This window comes from Marinilabiliales bacterium (assembly GCA_007695015.1).
In the GTDB taxonomy this organism is placed as follows: Bacteria; Bacteroidota; Bacteroidia; order Bacteroidales; family PUMT01; genus PXAP01.
This window is the reverse complement of the sequence record REEN01000057.1, coordinates 22,229-41,805: the sequence shown is the minus strand read 5'-3', so window position 1 is coordinate 41,805 and position 19,577 is coordinate 22,229. Positions and strand designations below refer to the sequence as shown.

15 protein-coding genes are annotated in these 19,577 nt (G+C 51.0%); 12 read left to right on the top strand and 3 right to left on the bottom strand.

Annotated elements, in window-relative coordinates:
- Positions 1–149: 149 nt before the first annotated feature.
- Complete coding sequence (locus EA408_07125) at positions 150–1,349, bottom strand: acyl transferase (protein TVR72282.1); 1,200 nt, start codon at positions 1,347–1,349, stop codon at positions 150–152.
- 88 nt (positions 1,350–1,437) lie between these two features.
- On the opposite strand from EA408_07125, the gene EA408_07120 reads away from it, so the two are divergent.
- Positions 1,438–2,919, top strand: a complete 1,482-nt coding sequence (locus EA408_07120; GenBank protein TVR72281.1) for an HD domain-containing protein — start codon at positions 1,438–1,440, stop codon at positions 2,917–2,919.
- A 125-nt stretch (positions 2,920–3,044) separates the two neighbouring features.
- Here the strand turns inward: EA408_07120 and EA408_07115 are convergent, their stop codons facing one another.
- Positions 3,045–4,235 (bottom strand): phosphoglycerate kinase, encoded by a 1,191-nt coding sequence (locus EA408_07115; protein TVR72280.1) that lies wholly within the window; start codon positions 4,233–4,235, stop codon positions 3,045–3,047.
- Between the two features lie 218 nt (positions 4,236–4,453).
- Between EA408_07115 and EA408_07110 the strand changes: the two genes are divergently transcribed.
- The 11 genes from EA408_07110 (at position 4,454) to EA408_07060 (ending at position 16,019) form a co-directional block, all read left to right on the top strand.
- Positions 4,454–5,581, top strand: coding sequence for a DNA polymerase III subunit delta (locus EA408_07110; GenBank protein TVR72279.1), 1,128 nt, complete (start codon positions 4,454–4,456; stop codon positions 5,579–5,581).
- A 42-nt stretch (positions 5,582–5,623) separates the two neighbouring features.
- Complete coding sequence (locus EA408_07105) at positions 5,624–6,775, top strand: hypothetical protein (protein TVR72278.1); 1,152 nt, start codon at positions 5,624–5,626, stop codon at positions 6,773–6,775.
- Positions 6,768–7,274 carry a gliding motility lipoprotein GldH gene (gene gldH, locus EA408_07100; GenBank protein TVR72277.1) on the top strand — a complete coding sequence of 169 codons (507 nt, stop codon included), beginning with the start codon at positions 6,768–6,770 and terminating at the stop codon, positions 7,272–7,274. The genes EA408_07105 and gldH overlap by 8 nt, the downstream gene beginning before the upstream one ends.
- Before the next feature lie 20 nt (positions 7,275–7,294).
- Positions 7,295–7,990 carry a tRNA (guanosine(46)-N7)-methyltransferase TrmB gene (trmB, locus tag EA408_07095; protein TVR72276.1) on the top strand — a complete coding sequence of 232 codons (696 nt, stop codon included), beginning with the start codon at positions 7,295–7,297 and terminating at the stop codon, positions 7,988–7,990.
- Entirely contained in the window at positions 7,980–8,315 is a 336-nt protein-coding gene (locus tag EA408_07090; GenBank protein ID TVR72275.1) for an MGMT family protein, read from the top strand. The genes trmB and EA408_07090 overlap by 11 nt, the downstream gene beginning before the upstream one ends.
- Positions 8,316–8,444: 129 nt before the next feature.
- Positions 8,445–9,539, top strand: coding sequence for an MRP family ATP-binding protein (locus EA408_07085; GenBank protein ID TVR72274.1), 1,095 nt, complete (start codon positions 8,445–8,447; stop codon positions 9,537–9,539).
- Between the two features lie 32 nt (positions 9,540–9,571).
- Positions 9,572–9,808: a NifU family protein gene (locus tag EA408_07080; protein ID TVR72273.1), complete on the top strand. Its 237-nt coding sequence runs from the start codon at positions 9,572–9,574 to the stop codon at positions 9,806–9,808.
- A 150-nt stretch (positions 9,809–9,958) separates the two neighbouring features.
- Positions 9,959–12,619 (top strand): hypothetical protein, encoded by a 2,661-nt coding sequence (locus tag EA408_07075; protein TVR72272.1) that lies wholly within the window; start codon positions 9,959–9,961, stop codon positions 12,617–12,619.
- A gap of 31 nt (positions 12,620–12,650) precedes the next feature.
- Complete coding sequence (locus tag EA408_07070) at positions 12,651–14,207, top strand: PglZ domain-containing protein (GenBank protein TVR72271.1); 1,557 nt, start codon at positions 12,651–12,653, stop codon at positions 14,205–14,207.
- A gap of 5 nt (positions 14,208–14,212) precedes the next feature.
- A complete protein-coding gene (gene tsaE / locus EA408_07065) occupies positions 14,213–14,659 on the top strand; it encodes a tRNA (adenosine(37)-N6)-threonylcarbamoyltransferase complex ATPase subunit type 1 TsaE (GenBank protein TVR72315.1) in 447 nt (148 codons plus the stop codon).
- Positions 14,660–14,795: 136 nt separating this feature from the next.
- A complete protein-coding gene (locus tag EA408_07060; protein ID TVR72270.1) occupies positions 14,796–16,019 on the top strand; it encodes an alanine dehydrogenase in 1,224 nt (407 codons plus the stop codon).
- A 36-nt stretch (positions 16,020–16,055) separates the two neighbouring features.
- On the opposite strand, the gene EA408_07055 is transcribed toward EA408_07060, so the two are convergent.
- Positions 16,056–19,496 (bottom strand): hypothetical protein, encoded by a 3,441-nt coding sequence (locus tag EA408_07055; GenBank protein ID TVR72269.1) that lies wholly within the window; start codon positions 19,494–19,496, stop codon positions 16,056–16,058.
- Between the last annotated feature and the right edge of the window lie 81 nt (positions 19,497–19,577).

The window sequence follows — 19,577 nt, the reverse complement described above, 5'->3', positions numbered from 1 at the left end:
GTTGTACACGGATGTGGACCGGCAGGTAAAATCAGTATGGAGGGGGCCGGGACCAGCCTTGATGTAATATATAATATCGACTGCTGCCGTGACCGGAAGGTAGATGCCCCCCATGTGCTGACGCACACAAAATAACATGAAAGTCTCAACTATTCGGAAAGCAGGTTGCAACCGCGCAGATCGGCATTGTCAAACCTCCCCAGTATCTCGAACCCGCCCCCCGGATGCATCCTGCCAAGGTCGGCCGTCTCTATGAAAGCACATGAATCGATGTTGGCCAGGTCGATGATGTTAACTCCCCCGCTGCGGCCCTGTTCAAGGCAGGAGAATGGATCATAGGCGTCTCTTATCATGACCTTCATCCATGGAGGGGTGTGGAATATGCCGCCCGATCGTGACCATGCCTGGGAAAGCAGCTCGGTCATGCCGTATTCCGAATGTATATGCTGAAGTCCGCTTCCCCGCCTGATCAGGTCATGCAGCTCCTCCCGGGTGATCTCCTTCCTTTTGCCCTTCATCCCTCCTGTCTCTGCAACAATAGTGTTCCCGAGCCTGAAACCGTACCGGCCGAACAGGTCGAGCAGGGCGAAGCTTACCCCCAAAAGGAATGTTTTGATGCCCCTCTTTTCGTTGGACCGGATGACTGAGGCAAGTGAATCAAGGTCATCCAGGTAAAAGCCGCTTTCGGGCCTGCCGCTCTTCCTGATAAGTCCCCCGGCCATATAAACCAGCGATGAATCACCTCTTTCGAGGTAGGAGGGAAGCAGTGCGAGGAAGCAGTAACCGGCCGGGTCGCCGTAAAAGATCTCAAAGCATCTCAGGTAACTTTTTTCGTAAAGCGCGGTGTCGGCAACGTAATGGGCCGACCTGACAGCAGGAGCGGTACCGCTGCTCGCCACTCTGCTTCCGTCGCCGGTCCTGCTGTTCCCGGAGGTGTTGCCGCTTCCCGGGTTCGCTGAGCCTGTCCCGCTGCTTCCGGATGGAAAACCGGTTTCCGGGTTTGCCGCTCTGCTTCCGTCGCCGGTCCTGCTGTTCCCGGAGGTGTTGCCGCTTCCCGGGTTCGCCGCTCCGCTTCCCCTTCCTGTTCCGCTGCTCCTGAAAACCTTCTCGCCGGGAGCAGTCCCCGTGTAAACTGCATGGGTTTTGAAAAATGAAACAGGCAGGCAGGGGATCCGGCTGATGCGGTCAACCGATGAGGGATCTATGCCCAGGATATCCAGGTAAGTGCGGTACAGCTCGTTGTTACCGCACTGATATGAGAACACCCGCAGGGCCATATCCTCAAACTCACCCTGCGTTCTTATGGCGAAGATCCCTTTTATCAGCTCTTTCCGGATATCACTTTGCATTCAGGCAACCTTATAATGGCAGCAATTGCGCCCGGTTATTATTAACCGGCGCTTTAGACAAGCCGGTATTTTGACAGATCAACTTATAATGATTAATTTTGTGTGCATAAATTTTTCAGGATGCTGTCATCGTTACAAAGATAAACATTCTAACTCCATGGTTAAAGAGACGGAAAGACACCAGGACAAGGAACTGCTTAAAAGGATTGCCAGGCTGGTGAAGCAGAACAAGGATCTTCAAGAGCAGATCAGGCAGCTTGCCGAAAGCAATGACAAGCTCGCAGAGCTTGTTGATAAATATGAACGGAGGCTGGCAAGGCTGAAGGCAGGCGAGGGAGAAGGTGAAGATCCGGATGACCAGTCCGGTATCCTTAAATTCAAGATGGGTACTGTCCTGTTTGCCGATATCCAGGGTTTCGGGCGACTCACCGAGGAGATGGATACACAATCGATGATGGATGAGCTTGATGATCTGTTTTTTCATTTTGACTCGATAGTAAAAAAATATAAGCTGCAAAAGATAAAGACCATAGGTGACTCCTACATGTGTGCCGGGGGTGTGCCGGCCAAGAACAGCACCAACCCGATCGATGTGGTGATGGCAGCGCTGGAGATGACACTCTACCTGGATGAACTGAAGAACAGGTCTGACAAGAACAAGGTCTGGGATATACGTACCGGTGTGCATACCGGCTCTGTAACTGCCATTGCCACCGGCAAGAAAAAGGTGTCATGGGAGCTGAAGGGAGATACTGTCAATATTGCAAGCCGGCTCAGTTCATCATGCGATGTTGGAAAAATAAACATCTCTGCCAATACCTACGAGCTCGTTAAGGAGTTTTTCGCATGCGAGTATAACGGCAAGATCCCTGTAAAGTATCTTGGCGACCTTGAGATGTATTACGTGAGGGGCATAATTCCCGAGATGTCTGTCAATGGTAAGGGCCTTGAGCCGGATCACCGGTTCGACACCAAGTTTAAGCTGATCCAGTTTGTAGACCTGCAGGAGATCATTCTCGACAAGCTTGAAAAAGAGCTGCCGGCGTATCTCTATTACCACAATGTTAAGCACACGATCGACGTGGTTACCGAAGTTGAGCTGATAGGGTGGGCAGAAGGGGTATCAGAGGAGGAAGTGCTTATACTTAAGACGGCTGCCCTCTTTCACGACGCAGGCCACACGGTGGGATATGACAGGCATGAGGAGCTTGGATGCGAACTGGCCAGGCAGTACCTGCCAGGGTATAATTTTTCAGATGAGCAGATTGACAGGGTGTGCGAGCTGATAATGGCGACCCAGATGCCGCCCAGGCCGCGAAACCTTCTTGAAAAGATAATGTGCGATTCCGATCTCGACTATCTTGGGCGAAGTGATTTCATTCCGGTTTCGAATACCCTTTACAAGGAGCTCAGGGAACAGGAAAAGATCGGAACGCTGAATGACTGGAACAAACTGCAGATAAAGTTCATATCGGGTCACCAGTACTTTACCGAAACCGCCCGTAACCTCAGGGAGGTCAACAAGCAGAAACAGATAGAGAGAATTAAGAGCCTGATAGAGGAGGACTAGTTGCCCCGGCCAGGATATATCCTTACAGGGGACAATTGCCATTATCAGCGGGCTGCTCTATTGGTTAAGGCGCCAAAACGGGCCCCTTGTCCGATTATTTTGCGATGGTGGTCTCTGGCGCGGCCCTATCCACTGATGGCCTTGATACCCGGCAGCTCCTTGCCTTCCATGTATTCAAGCATTGCACCGCCACCGGTCGATACGTAACTAACCTTATCGCCCAGATCGTATTTGTTTATCGCTGCCACGGAGTCGCCACCCCCGATGAGGCTGAATGCCCCCCTTGATGTGGCTTCGGCTATTGCCAGGGCAACGCTCCTGGTCCCTGCCTCGAATTTCTCCATCTCGAAAACGCCCATGGGCCCGTTCCAGAGGATGGTCTTCGAATCCCTTATTATATCGGATATCATGTTTATTGATTCTTCGCCAATATCGAGGCCCATCCATCCGTCAGGTACGCTGTCAACGGCTGTCTTCCGGACCGACGCTTCGGCGTCGAACTTGTCAGCCACCACGTTGTCAACGGGCAGGACGAGATTAACATTCTTTTTCTTTGCCTTTTCAAACAGCTCCAGGGCCATGTCCAGCCTGTCCTCTTCAACGATTGACGATCCGATGCTGCCGCCCCGGGCCTTGATGAAGGTGTAGACCATGCCGCCGCCTATCACAAGGTTGTCTACCCTGTCAAGCAGGTTCTCGATTATCAGGATCTTGTCGGATACCTTTGCCCCTCCCATGATGGCTGTAAAGGGTTTCTGTGAATCCTTCAGCACCTTGTCCATGCTTTTCAGCTCATTTTCAATGAGGTATCCGAACATTTTGTTCTCCGGGAAGAATTTTGCAACAATGGCAGTTGATGCATGTGCCCTGTGAGCGGTACCGAATGCATCGTTCACATAGACGTCGGCCAGCGAAGCAAGTTCTGCGGCAAACTCTTCATTACCCTTTTCCTCTTCCTTGTGGAACCGCAGGTTTTCAAGCAGCAATATCTCTCCCGGCTTCAGGTTCTCAGCCAATTCATGCGGTTCATTGCCTATGCAGTCGCCCGCAAACTTCACATTTGCCCCTGACAGTTTCGAAATGTGCTTTACCAGGTGCTTGAGCGAAAACTTCTCCTCATAACCGGTCTTGGGCCTTCCCAGGTGCGACATGAGTATTACCGAGCCACCTGAGGCGAGTATTTTTTTTATCGTTGGTATTGCCGCCCTGATCCGGTTGTCATCGGTTATTTCAAAGTTGCTGTTAAGAGGAACATTGAAATCAACCCTGATAAGGGCTTTCTTCTTTTTAAAGTCAAATGTCTCAATTGTCGTCATTGCTGCTGTTTATTGTTAGTATTCCGGTTTTAACATCAGTAGGTAAAAGGTTTTATAAGCGCCCCGTGTTGATGCCGCCTCTTACGGCACTTTAATTATTTACCTGCCGTGGCGATGGCATGTGCAAAAGTAAAAAACTATTTTTTATTTTAACTTTGTGCAGGGATGTTATTGGAAAATATTTCCCGTAATTTTTTGATCAGATTACCAAAAGTGATATGCTTTTCAGAGATGTTGCCGGATGTCAGGAGCTGAAGGGCAATCTGCTGCAGATTGCCTCGGAGAACTGCGTTCCGCATGCGATCATATTTACGGGCAGGCCGGGAACCGGGAAACTGGGACTGGCGCTCGCGTTCGCCAGGTACCTCAACTGTGAGGCTCCCGGTGCTGATGATGCCTGTAATGAGTGTCGCTCCTGCAGGAAATATGCTAAATTACAGCATCCCGACCTCCATCTGGTCTTCCCCGTGGCGAAACTGAAAAACGGGGAAAAGGACCCGGTGAGCGACACCTATATTTCACGATGGCGTGAGGCGGTGCTGGAGAGCCACTATCTGAGCCTCTATATGTGGATGGAAAAGCTCGGTGTGGAGAACAGCCAGGGGTTTATAAGCATCAGGGAGAGCCAGCAGATAATGAAGAAACTTTCCCTGAAAAGCTTTGAGGCACGGTACAAGGTAATGATAATATGGATGGCCGAGAAGATGAACCCGGCGGCCAGTGGCAAGTTACTCAAGATTCTCGAGGAACCTCCGGCGGGAACGGTGTTCATTATGATTGCCGAGGATACGGGCCGGATACTTCCTACCATTCTTTCACGTACACAAATCTTCAGGGTGCCTCCGATAGATAAGGAGTCGATGGAGAGTCTGATCGGTGAGAAGGGGATCAGTGATCCTGGCATGGCCGGGCGGCTGGCAAGGCTCTCTGAAGGCAGTTACCTTAAACTGCAGGAACTGCTGGAAGAGGGAGATGAAAACAGTTACAATTTTTCAATGTTCGTGAAGTTCATGCGGCTCTGCTTTATACCCGACTTTGCCGGGATCATGCAATGGACCGAGGAGATGGGGGCAAGAGGCAGGGAGAGACAGAAACATTTTCTTGAAACGGCACTCCGGCTTATAAGGGGCAACCTGATGATGAATGTGAATGCCGGTGATATAGACCTTCTTCCTGATGAAGAAAAAGAGTGGTCGCTAAAGTTTTCAAAATTTATCCATCCCGGGAACGTTCATACATTGTACGACGAATTCGGCAGGGCATCACTGCACATCGAGCACAACGGCTACAGCCGCCTTGTTTTGTTCGACCTTGCCATCAAAACAGCCAGGTTGCTGAAAACCTAGTTTTTATTACTTTTGTTGCACAGGTTTAAACCAGTAGTTGTAATGACCGACAATACAATATATTGCAGGGGCTGCTCAGCCATTCTAACGGGACAGGAGACAGGTCAGTACGGCCATTTGTCATGCAAAAGCCTGGATGTGCATGACTGGCTCGACGATCTTCACGATACTCCGGGCGGTAATGATATTGTCGAGGTAAGGTTCAAGAATACAAGAAAGGGGTTTTTCAGGAACGTCAACAAGCTGAAGCTCTGCAAGGGAGATGTTATAGCTGTGGAATCATCGCCCGGCCATGATATAGGCATTGTATCGCTGAGGGGCGAGCTGGTGAGGGAACAGATGAAAAAATACCGTGTCGGGCCTGATGATGAGAGTCTTAAGAAGGTTTACCGTAAGGCCAAGCCAGCCGATATTGATAAGTGGAGAGAGGCTATCGCGCTTGAGATCCCTACCATGCTCAAGGCCCGTGAGATATCGGAGTCACTCAAACTGGATATGAAGATTGGCGATGTGGAGTACCAGGGTGACAAAACCAAGGCAATATTCTACTATATTGCAGAGGAGCGGGTTGATTTCAGGGAGCTTATCAAGGTGCTGGCCGGGGAGTTCAGGGTAAGGATCGAGATGCGGCAGGTGGGGGCGCGTCAGGAGGCCGGAAGGATTGGAGGATTAGGAGCCTGCGGCAGGCAGCTCTGCTGCAGCACATGGCTGACTAACTTCTCATCTGTTACCACCAATGCTGCAAGGGTGCAGGATATCTCTCTTAACCCCCAGAAGCTGGCCGGACAGTGCAGTAAACTGAAGTGCTGTATCAATTATGAAGTTGAGGTTTACAGTGATGCCAAAAAAGAGTTCCCTGACCTTAGCCGGGTCCTTGAGACAAATGAGGGCAGCTATTATTTCCAGAAGGCAGATATTTTTAAGAAGCTCATCTGGTACTCATCAGATCCCGATGCTCCGGTCAACATGGCGTCACTAAGCATAGAGAGGGTAAAGGAGATAATCGTGCTCAACAAAAGCGGTAAGAAACCGGTCAGGCTGATTGAGAATGCCGCAATGACTGAAGACCTGCCTGCCGTGGGAACAGAATATTTTTCAGACGACAGCCTGACGAGGTTTGAAGGTGCTGGCGGCCGCAAGAAAAAGAAGGGCCGCAGGAAAAAGAAAAAGATAAAAAGGCCGAAAAATGAATGACAGTTATACCGACTCCAATTACGGCAGGGTGCCTGCAGGCCTTTTTTTGCTATCAATTGCCTTCATGGTTTTTGCTGCCGGCTGTAACCCGGGCGTTGTTTACGAGGAGAACCGCCGCATTCCCGGCACCGTATGGGACAGGGACAATGTACCTGTGTTCGGGGTAAATATTGACGATACCCTGAGCCTGCACAACCTGCTCATTAATGTGCGGAATACCGGTGAATACCCCAGGAGCAACCTTTTTCTCTTTATCTCGGTTACATCGCCCGGCGGGTCGTCCACCCGCGACACCCTTGAGCTTGTACTGGCCGAGCCATCCGGGAAATGGAAAGGCAGTGGTTTTGGGAGCATCTGGCAGAACAGGTTCTATTACAGGCGGAACGTACGGTTCCCCGAAAGGGGTATTTATGTTTTTGAAATAGAACAGGCAATGAGAATCGCAGATTTGCCGGGAATAACCGATATCGGGCTCAGGGTCGAAAAGGCCGGTATATAAACCTGGATAATCATACTGTTGTGGGAAAGAAGAAGCTGCTGAGATTTGCCGAAATGCGGGATTTTGAGAATGTGGTGCAGGCCGGAGCGGATCAGGTGTACGGCGAAAGGCACCCGCTCTGCGGCAAGTGGGCTGAAGCTTTCTTCCGGCGTAGCGGCCCCCTGGTGCTGGAGCTTGGTTGCGGAAAAGGGGAGTACACTATTGAACTGGCAAAGATGATGCCGGAGAAGAATTTCCTGGGAGTGGACATAAAAGGGGCGAGGATATGGAAAGGGGCCAGGTATGCCCTTGACAACGGCCTTGAAAATGCTGGCTTTTTGAGGACACGTATAGAGATGATCTCCTCTTTTTTTGCACAGGATGAGGTTGATGAAATATGGCTGACCTTTCCTGATCCCCAGGTAAAAAAGGCAAGGAAGAGGCTTACCGCACCCCAGTTCCTTTGCAGATACAGGGGTTTCCTGAAGCCGGGGGGACTTGTACACCTGAAGACAGACAGTGCTGTGCTTTATGAATATACCCTGTCATTGCTGGAGGGTAACCGGCTGGAAATAGATGCTCATACTAACGATCTGTACGGTAACGGTACAGGCGACCCTGTACTTGACATACGCACTTTCTATGAAAAGAAGTTTCTGAAGCACGGCAAGCCTATATGCTATATCAGGTTCAGGATTGACGGAAACAAATCAATAAACGAGCCGGATGACCAGTGATAAAGAGAGCTTTTTTGAAAGGGTATACAGGGTGACATCCCGTATTCCCTTCGGAAGGGTTACCACCTACGGTGCGATAGCGCGCTGCCTGGGCTCGTCAGGTTCGGCGCGCATGGTGGGATGGGCGCTGAATAACTGTCACAGCCGGGAGGATTTCATTCCGGCTCACCGCGTGGTTAACCGCAACGGTTATTTGACAGGGAAATACCATTTCGGGACGCCCACTGCTATGCAGCAACTTCTGGAAAATGAGAACATAAAGGTTGCAGACGACAGGGTGGTCAGGTTCAGTGAACTTTTCTGGGATCCCTGCAACGGGCGCTGATGCAGTCTTTAAAGCGGGCCTTGAGCCGGTCCTGATGCGACAGCTCAGGTTCGCTGCCGTGACCGGTCGGTTTTTTTTTATACATTTGCAGTTGGTTATATTTAGTTTAAATATTGATAATTTTGTCTTATGGTACCGACAAAAGACAAAGTGGTTGAAATACTGAAAAAGATCAACCATCCTGGTGCAGGGAAGGATATTGTGACATTGTCAATGTTAAGGGACCTGTCGGTTGATGAAAAATTCATCAGTTTCAGCCTTGATACCGGCGGCCGGAGAGACCCTTTTGTGAGGGCGGTCAAGATGGCCTGTGAAAAGGCGCTGAGATCGGCTTTTGGTGAGGGACCCGGACTGGAAATAGGGATCATTATGGATGCGCCGAAACAGAAGACACCGCCACCACTGCTGTCGGGCGTCAAAAACGTAATTGCCGTGGCTTCGGGCAAGGGAGGTGTGGGCAAGAGCACCGTTGCTGTCAACCTGGCCGTGGCACTGGCCAAAAAGGGTTACAGGGTCGGGCTCCTGGATGCTGACATATTCGGGCCCTCGGTGCCGAAGATGATGGGAGCGGTGGATTCAAGGCCAAAGGTGAGGAAAGAGGGTGACAGGAGCCTCATTATTCCTGAGATGAAATACGGGGTAAAGTTTCTGTCGGTAGGGTTATTCGTGCCTGCCGATAATGCGCTGATCTGGCGTGGGCCTATGGCTACAGGTGCTTTGAAACAACTTATTGGTGATGCAGAGTGGGGGGATCTGGATTATATGATATTTGACCTTCCTCCCGGAACAAGCGATATTCATCTGACCCTGGTGCAGGAGTTGCCCGTAACAGGCGCGATAATGGTAAGTACGCCCCAGGATGTGGCGCTGGCAGATGTTACCAAGGGAGTGGCAATGTTCAGGAGCAAGGATATCTCGGTTCCGGTACTGGGGCTGGTTGAGAATATGGCATGGTTCACCCCTGCCGAGCTGCCCGGGAACAGGTACTACATATTCGGACGTGACGGTTGCAAAAAACTTGCCGAAAGGCTTGACCTGCCCGTGCTTGGGCAGATACCGATGGTACAGGGTATCTGTGAGGGAGGAGACAGTGGTACACCGGTGGCCCTTGAAAACAACGAGACTGCTGCAGCCTTTGAAAGACTTGCTGCAAAAGTTGTTGAAGTGGTGGATGAAAGAAACAGGACCATGGAACCCACAAAAAAAGTTGAAATAAAGAAGTAGCGATCATTAATAACAGATTTAATACCAATAATATGTCGAAAGAAGAATTGCTCAAGAGAGTAGCAGCCACACTTGATAAGGTGAGACCCTATCTGCAGGCTGACGGAGGTGATATTGAAGTGGTTGAACTAACTGACGATAATGTGCTTAAAGTCCGTCTTACAGGCGCATGCCATGGCTGTCCGTACAGCATGCAGACACTGAAAGCCGGTGTTGAACAGGCAATCAAAAGCGACATACCTGAAATTAAGGAAGTCGTTGCTGCCTGATCGGCCGTTTTTTTTGCCCCTGAAATAATATGCGGGGGTTTTAGCAGTTATTGTATTAGAAAGAAATCAGACAGGTTCGTTACCAGCGGGGAGGGTGCAGTGCAACCGTTCCCGTTTTTATGCGTCAGTTAAAACAAAATAGCTGCATTTATGCAACCAGTTGTGAGATATGCTGCACTCCTTTTTATCATTATGTTCGCGGCATCATGCTCCACGCAGAAGAACACCCTGCTAACGAGAACATATCACCAGGTTACTGCCAAATACAATGCTTTTTTCAATGGCAGGGAGAGTTACAGAACAGGGGTGCGGAACATGGAGCGTGACTTCCGCTATGACTACAACAAGGTTCTGCCGGTATTTCTCTATACGGATCCCGACCTGGCAAGGTCTGCTGCTCCCCATATGGACCGTGCCATCGATAAGGCGTCAAAGGTTATAAACAACAAGAGTATTACCGTCAGGCCCGAAGAGGGAAGGGGTTCTCTTTTTGGGAGAGACGAGGAGTTCTACCAGCTGAATGAATATAACAAATGGGTTAGGCAGAGTTACCTTCTTGCCGGGAAGGCGCATTTCCACAAGCACGATTTTGTGTCAGCCACCCAGGCATTCATGTATGTTATAAGGGAGTATGCCCTGAATGAGGAGCGTCATGAAGCGAGGGTCTGGCTTATGCGTACATATATTGAGAGCCAAAGGTTTAACGAAGCGAGACTGTTGCTCGAACAGATCATTGATGACCCTGAGTTTCCTGCAGACCTTGAAGGAGAACTATATGCAACGGTGGCCGACTACCACCTCAGGCTTGGACAGCCCGCCAGGGCCGCGGAAAATCTGGAAAGGGCCCTTAAGCAGACCCGGGGTAAGTCTACAAGGGTGAGGTACAACTACATTCTTGCACAGCTTTATGAGAGCATTGGGGATAATTCCAGGGCCTCCGACTATTACGCACGCGTTATAGGAATGAACCCCCCGTATGAAATGGTGTTTAACGCACGTCTGGGCCAGGCGGGGGTTGTTGAAACCGGCAGCGGTGAAACAGGGCAGATGATAAATACCCTCGAAAGGATGCTCCGCGATGAAAAGAACAGGGATTTCGAGGATCAGATATATTATGCCCTGGGGAACATCTACCTGAGGGATGGCGATGAGGAGAATGCCATCAGGCATTATAAGCTCGCAGCAACCGCAAGGGGGACCAACCCTTCTCAGAAATCAATCACCTATCTTTCCCTGGCCGACATCTATTTTGAGCACCCTGATTATGTCACAGCCGCAGAATATTACGACTCCGCCCTTATCAATATGGACCGGGACTTTCCCGACATGGAAGCCTTACAGGCGAAAAGCGCTGTTCTCAATGCGCTGGTTGACAACATACTGATCTACCGTCTGGAGGACAGCCTGCAGCTTCTTGCCTCAATGAGCGAGACAGAAAGGAACAGGAAGATTGACGATATCATCGCTATGGCAAGACAGGAGGAGGCTGATGCGCGTGAGCGTGAAAGGCTTGCACAGCAAACACCCCAGTACCGCACTGCCCGCACTGCCCAGTCGGCGCGTTACCAGGCCGAGCGTACAGGCGACGGCAGCTGGTATTTTTACAACCCCTCTGCCGTTACCTTCGGCCAGAATGAGTTTGAGTCGATCTGGGGCGAGCGGAGGCTGGAGGACAACTGGCGCAGGTCCAGCCGGCAGACCATCGCGCCGGCAATGATGGCAGATGCAGGGAGAGACCCTGTTGCTGATGCTGAGGAGGAAGATGAGGATGCACCCGAACAGGGAAGCAGGGAGTTTTACCTCAGAGATATCCCGCTTACGGAGGAGGCCATGATGAACTCGCATTACAGGCTGGAGGAGGCCCTTTACAATATGGGGCTGATCTTCAAGGATGAACTCCGTGATCTGGAAAGGTCAGAGGAAGCCTTTCTTGAGCTTGTACGCAGGTACCCTGAAGGTTACTATGCCCTTCCCGCACTGTATGACCTGTATAATATGAGCATGGATAACAATAATCTCAGTGCGGCCGGCAGGTATGAACAGATGATCGTTGACGGTTATCCCGGAAGCCCTTACGCGGCGATCCTCACAAATCCTGATTATTTCAGGGAGTATGAGGAGAAACTGCAGGCGGCAGAACGGTACTATGAAGAGACATTCTATCTTTTCAGGGACGGATATTTTGAAGAAGTTGCCGATAGAGCTCTTTATGCATCGGCCATGTGGCCCGGGAGTGATCTTATCCCAAGGTTTGAGTACCTGCGAACATTGTCGTACGGGTCAAGAGGTAACATACCTGTGTTCAGGGATATGCTGACCGAGTATATTTCCAGCTATCCCGGTACTGAAATGGCAGAAAACGCGATGCAGTTCATAGCCTATCTTGACGATGACTACGCTGAAGCTGTCCAGTTTGCCGAGGTTGTGACCGAAACCGATATTTACCTGGATGACAAGGAGGACGAACACTATTTTGTGGTTATTGTCGATAACAACCAGGATATCATTAACAGGATGGTGTTCAACATTGTGAATTTCAATGTCGACAACTTTCCAAGATTTGACCTTAACGTAAGCAGTGAGTCTTTTACGAGAAGCTACCATATTCTCAGGGTTGAGGGACTTCCGGATCTGCCGGTTTCGATGGATTATTTCAAGCGCTTCAGGGCATCGGAAGATGTTTATGCCGAAACGGGGCAGACAGATTTTCCGCAGTTTGTCATCTCTGACAATAATTACGGTATCTTCATGAAGGACCGGAATATAGCCTCTTACCTGAACTTCTTTGAAGAGGAGTACCTGGTGAGGTAAAACCCGTGTTTGCAGATAAAAAGACTCTTTAATGAAAAAAATCACGATACTCTGGGCCGATGACGAAATAGACCTGCTTAGGCCCAATATAATTTTTCTTGAGACAAAAGGTTACGAGGTGATCACAGCCACGAACGGCCATGATGCCGTGGAGATGGTAAAGACCCATAATCCCGACCTGGTGTTCCTGGATGAATATATGCCGGGTAAAAGCGGCCTGGAGGCACTCGAAGAGATAAAGGGGGCATTCCCCGCCCTTCCGGTGGTAATGATAACCAAGAGCGAGGAAGAGAATATAATGGAGGAGGCAATCGGGTCGAAGATTTCCGACTACCTCATCAAACCGGTGCATCCGAAGCAGATCCTGCTGGCCATCAAAAAGAATGTTGACACAAGGATGCTTGTTACAAAAAAGATAACCTCCTCCTACCAGTCTGAGTTCGGAAAATTGGGCATGTCAATAAACAGTGCATCTTCTTTCGGCGACTGGGTGGATATCTACCGCAGGATCGTTTACTGGGAGATGGAGCTGGAGGACTCAGCCGATCCCGGAATGAATGAAGTTGTCGCACTCCAGAAGCAGGAGGCCAATAATGAATTTGCCAGGTTCATCAAGTCTGAATACCCGGTGTGGTTTGAAGACGAAAAGAACGGGAGGCCGCTGATGTCACATACCCTGTTCTCTTCAAGGATCAACCCGCTTCTTGACAAGTCCCGCAAAGTTGCGGTGATAGTTATAGATAACCTGAGATACGATCAGTGGAAGGCAATAATGCCTGATATCAGGGAATACTTCCAGGTTGAAAATGAAGAGCTCTATTGCAGTATTTTGCCTACTGCCACCCAATTTGCCAGGAATGCTTTTTTCGGCGGACTTATGCCGTGGGATATAGAAAGGCTTTACCCGCAACTGTGGGTTAATGAGGAAGAGGAGGGCAGCAAGAATCTTCATGAGAAGGCCCTCCTGGGCAACCAGCTGAAAAGGCTGGGCAGGGAGACCGGGTTCTATTATGAAAAGGTGCTGAACAAGACAAGCGGCAAGAAGCTTTCTGAGAACATATCGTCACTTGCAAGCTATCCGCTTACTGTTCTTGTTTACAATTTCGTTGATATGCTGTCTCATGCCCGTACAGAGATGGAGGTTATCAAGGAGCTGGCCGATGATGATTCTGCATACAGGTCGCTCACCAGGTCATGGTTCAGACATTCCTATCTTCTCGACCTGCTCAGGGAGCTTAGCCGGCAGCGGGTAAAGGTTTTTCTGACCTCCGACCACGGTTCGGTGAAAGTGGAAAACCCGGTGAAGGTGGTAGGCGACCGTAATACCACGACCAATTTGCGTTACAAGCAGGGTAAAAATCTCGATTATGATCCCCGGCAGGTGCTCGAGGTACGTAACCCTTCGAAGATCCGTCTTCCACGCAATAATGTCAGTTCAGCCTATATCTTTGCCACAGGGCGGGATTTCTTTGTATATCCGAACAATTACAACTATTATGCGAATTACTACAGGAACACTTTCCAGCATGGGGGGATATCGCTCGAGGAGATGCTGGTGCCGTTTATTTCACTTGATCCGCGGGAATGAAGAAAATGGTTTTTTCAGTTGAATTTGACCTGAACAGTATTGACGAAGCCGCAGCCGGACTAAAGGAGGCTTTCCCGGGTGCCCGGATATTTGCATTCTATGGTGAGATGGGATCAGGGAAGACCACCTTCATAAAGGCTCTTTGCAGGATACTGGGCGTTGAGCAGACCGTTACCAGTCCAACTTTCGCACTTGTAAATGAATATCGCGACGGCAGCGGCAATGTCAGCTGCTACCACTTCGATTTTTACCGTATTGAAAACCTGGAGGAGGTGCTTGACATGGGTTATGAAGAATACTTTTTCGGGAACGATACCTGCCTGATAGAGTGGCCTGAAAAGATCGGGGGACTGTTGCCTCCGGGTACTGTCAGGCTTGAGCTGGAGGTGCTTGATGACGGAAGAAGAAGGCTGCGGGAGACTCTGTTTGCAGCCACCGGCAAAAAGATTTGAAACTGTCAGCCATTTTCCTTAACTTGCTTAACTCTTAAAATGGTTCAATGCCCCGACCCTTTGGGCCGGAAACAACAAATACCTTGCGATACTCCGGGGCATAGCCCCGGGGCAGGGTTTACTCAAAATACAACGAATGCAGCACCAGAAATTCTCCCACTCCTGGGCCCTTGGCAAGGGTAGCCTGATGCCCCAGGAAGAGGTCCTGGAAACAGGAAGAAAACGCAAACAGCTCGCAATAGGAATTCCAAAGGAGACACAGGAGGATGAGAGCCGGACGGCCCTTACGCCTGAAGCAGTTGAGATTCTTACCGGCAACGGCCACCAGGTGCTTATTGAGAAAGGCGCAGCTGCTGCCGCAAATTACTCCGATACCGATTACAGTGAACGGGGGGGATTTATCGTGGAAGAACGCGCAGGTATTTTCTCACGCTGTGATGTGATCCTGAAGGTTGCCCCTCCCGTTAATGATGAGATTGAGCAGATGAAAGGAGGCCAGGTTCTGATCTCATCACTCCGTCATATGATGCAGGAGAGGGATTACTTTCAAAGGCTCATGAAAAAAAAGGTTACCGCCATAGCTTTCGAGTATCTCCGCAACAACGACGACACCTTTCCGGTTATCCGTTCGATGAGCGAGATCGCAGGGGGAGCATCAATACTCATCGCTGCCGAATACCTTTCCAACCAGAACAAGGGGAAGGGGGTTATGCTTGGCGGAATAACCGGTATTACTCCGACCGAGGTGGTTATCCTGGGTGCGGGAACAGCTGCCGAATCAGCCGCCAGGGCTGCAACCGGACTTGGTGCCTTTGTGAAGGTGTTTGACCACTCGGTTGACAGGCTGCGCCGGTTGCAGGACATTCTCGGACAGAGGCTCTACACATCCATCTATCACCCCCGGGTTGTTGCAAAAGCCCTCAGAAGCGCCGATGTGGTGATCGGCGCCATACACCTTGGCACCGAGGGGCCGCGGTTTTTTATTACCGGTGAGATGGTGAGCGAGATGAAGAAGGGTGCGGTGATTGTCGACCTCAGCATTGACCAGGGCGGATGTATTGAGACCTCGGAGTGCAGGACACATAAATCGCCTGTATTTGTCAAGCACGGCGTTATACATTACTGTGTGCCCAATATACCCTCAAGGGTTGCCAGAACGGCCACCATAGCCCTGAGCAACATCTTTGCACCGCTGCTGCTTTCCATCGGGGAGTCGGGAGGCATAAAGCAATCACTGCTGGAGAGTCCCGGACTCAGGAAAGGGGTCTATATTTATAACGGACTGCTTACAAACTCACTGATAGGTAATTTGTTTGACATACCGAGCAAGGACATTGACCTGCTGATGGCCGCTTTCTGACCCGGGCTATATCTTCGCACCGGAACCTGCGGCATATCAGAAATAGGCCCTTACCTGCATACCCCCGGTATGGATGAAGTTGCTTCCTGAAGAGGTCCTTCCGTTGTATGTGAGGCTAAGCTGCATATTGCCGGCAATGGTCTGCTGCCACTGTACATTCAGCACAAGGTTGTTTCCCGGCCTTAGTCCCCCCAACATTTCCCATGCAAGTGGAGTGTTCACCCTGCCGTCGAATTCAATATAATAGTAATCAGCGCCTGCTGTGATGCTGCCCCTTGACGGCACGGTGTAGCTTAAGCCTGCACCCAGTTTTTTATGCTCCGCCGTTTCATTGCCAGGGCTGTTGTTCTGCTTCCGGTGTTCAATATTGAGCGAGGCCTGGAACAGGTGGCCGGGCTGTACCGATATGCCTGCCCTTGCCGATGTTGCTTCTATTTCGAAATCCCTTCCGGGGAAAAATTCGGAAACGTATATCCTGGTACCGGACTCAATCCTGCCCGTGTAAGTGACCATGGGAGAATGCTCGTAACGGCCGTGCAGGGCGTCTGACCGGTCGCTTCTTGACTCCAGTCCGTTCACCAGCAGGTTGCGCGACCTGTTATCCTGGTGAAGGTACTCGAGGGCAAACCTCCGGTCGCGCGACCGGAAAGAAAGGTTGTTCCTGAACGATGAGGATAGATTTAGCAGGTTGCTGTCGGCCAGTCCGGCATGAAAGGGGGAGGTACCAATGAGTCCGCTACCTGATGTTTTATAACCGGTCTGGTAGGCAGCATTGCTGGAAAACAGCGAAACAATTCTCCTGACCCCGTTTGCATCCTGCCATGACGGCGGGGCACCCAGGCGAAGTGTCTGGCTGAACTGGCCGCTTCGTATGCGCACAAAATCGTCGGTCGGCACCATAACCCTGATGTAATTTGCCTGGTCGGGAAAAGCGGCCGGTTCGAACTCGTCGAGCTCCTTTATGCCGTTCTCATTGTAGTCGGTCCATGTATGAGTGCCCTGGCCCCTTGCAACCTCTATGAACATGTAATCTTTCTTCATCTCCAGTCCCGATCCCGTTTCATAGAAGAGGTTACCCCTTATCGCACCTTCCAGTCCCGTCAGGTCTGCTTCGAGCCTGCCATTGAGCGAGTTTTCGGGCTTGCTTTTAACCGGGGTCGTTGGCGCAGGCAGGTCGTCACTGAATTTATCGCTGTCCACTTCAAGTGTGCGATAGTTTATTCCGGCCGACAACCTGTTGCCTGCAGCCGGCAGAGCCACAAAACCTGCCGACACCTCCCTCGCCAGTGAAAAGTGTTCCATCCGGCCATCTGCCGGCAGCCTGTCATCCCTTTCCCGGTAGGCTGTGCGGAAATGGAACGTTGCGGTATCGTGGTTCTTCAGGAAGACTTCACGCTGGTGAAAGTTAAAGCTTGACGGCAAGAGTGTGTCTTCGCCCTTCTCTTCTCTCCTGTTGTCCTCACCTTCGCTGCGGATACCAACTATAAGACGCCAGACGGGCCTGGCCAGCTCAGTCTCGTGCCTCATGAAGCCTGTCGCGTCGGCGGTTGTGGCCGTGTTGAGGTAGCTCAGCCTCATATTGCCTTCAAAACCGGCAGCCATGGCAAATGCATCAAGGGAATTGCGCCACCCGGCATAGAGTCCGGGCAGCGACAGGTGCTCTCCACGATAGCGCGCATAGCTGATGTTGCCCGAGTAATCTGCGTGCCAGCCCACCTTATGCTCGTCAGCCGCACCACGGAGGCCGATCAGGTTCCAGTCCCTTTCATATTCCGGGGGCTTGTATCTTTCAGTAGTACTGAAACTGCTTCCGGCAAATTCGTAGTCAATACCTCCTGCCAGGGAACGGCCCTCATCCCTGAGAGGCACGGCCCTGTCAATGGCGGTCCGGAAGGCCATCCCGGTATTGTCTTCATTGTCAAGCTGAGAAAAAGTGTTCATGTCGTTATTGCTCACGGCGAGTTCGAAGGATGCACCGGTATTGCCGGTCAGCCGGTGCGATCCTCCAATGCTGACCACCTGTTGTTTCATGGGAGCGACAAGCAGGGTTACCGGTTCGTGGGTACCCGAAGGAACACCGTTTACCGGGGCTGTCCATTCAAATACCCTGCCGTTGGCAGCGCTCCTGACCTGCCTGTAATTGCCCCTGTTCTCGCCTACACGGGAGAAGCCGGGCCTGTAAAATGCCCTCTCCGGGTCGACAGAGTGCCGGTAGATGGTGTACATTACCCCGTTTACAATTGTATCGGTCTTTTCGTAAAGGACCACATCGTTCCTGAACTCCACACTGTCGACCCTGGGGATCCATGCCCTGTGCAGGCTGTCGCCCACCGATGCAAGCAGCTTAGTCTCTTCTTCTGAAAGTTCCTGCAGCAGGGGCTGGTTCTTTGCATCATGCTCGGAGTAGATGTTGATGAAGTAATTCCCGTTTCCTGTTTGCAGGGCGGTACTGTTTGAAAGCATGTACCTGGAATAGTTCCTGTCGGAGTATTCGAACTCGACAATAATGCGCCTGTCTTTGGTTATGGGCATGTTCGAGGTAAATGTTATTTCTGCCAGGTTGTAGTCTATCACGTAGTGCCCGTCGATACCTCTTGTCAGCAGGCGGCCGTCAACAAACACCCTTTCGCTCCCTGCCAGTACGATGATGAAGAGTTCATTATTGTTGCCGGTAAGCTTGTAGGGGCCCTGGTTGCCTTCCGATCCGGTAAAACTGTTACGGGCATAACGTCCCCTGGCAATTGCCGCCGTGGCAGAGTTGCTTATCTCTGTAAAGGGTCCGCTACCCGGTTCAGTGACCGACGAGAACTGCAATCCCTGTGCTTTTCTCTCAAGCGGCAGGAAGATGCCCCCGCCCCCGCTAACCGCGAAATCACCTGCGGTAAGGGCCAGGTTGTCGTTGTAAAGCTGTATGAAGACCCTGTCAAATTCATGGATCTGCATTGAATAACCCTCCGGCTGCAGGGGAATGTTCTGGTCGGAGATGCTGGCGACTATGTTGAGGTTGTCGTCAAGTTTGCCGGATAGCTGCAGGTTGAGGTTCGAATTGACTATCACATCCTGGTTGTTGCCGAAACTGACTCCCCTGGAGATGCTGCCGCTGCGTGTCAGGCTCTCCTCCCTCCACAGATCAGCGGGGATGGATGGGGGACTGTAACGATGGAGGCGGGAGAACTCATCGTCGCGACCTGCAGGAATTATCATGGCGGTATCTTTTCTGCTTGCTGTCATGGCCGGGTCAAGTGTAAAAACACGGTACCTGGCCGCAAGGATTTTTCCCCGGTAAGGGAAGCCTTCATCAAAAACAAGCCTGGAGTTCAGGGGATCGGCAGTGTAGAGGGTGTCGCTGACCGGTTGTCCGTGCTCCGCAGCCAGCTCAATCGTGCCGGGGACGATCCTGGCCGTATCGAGTATGACAGTATCGCTGTCCGCTCTAAACACCCTCTCCCGCAGGCCCGACAGCTCCTGGGCGCACATACCTGCCGGCAGGAAGAGGATCAGTATTTTGATAAATAGATTTTTCAAAGAGGCGCAGCTTGGTATTCTGTTCGTGCACTA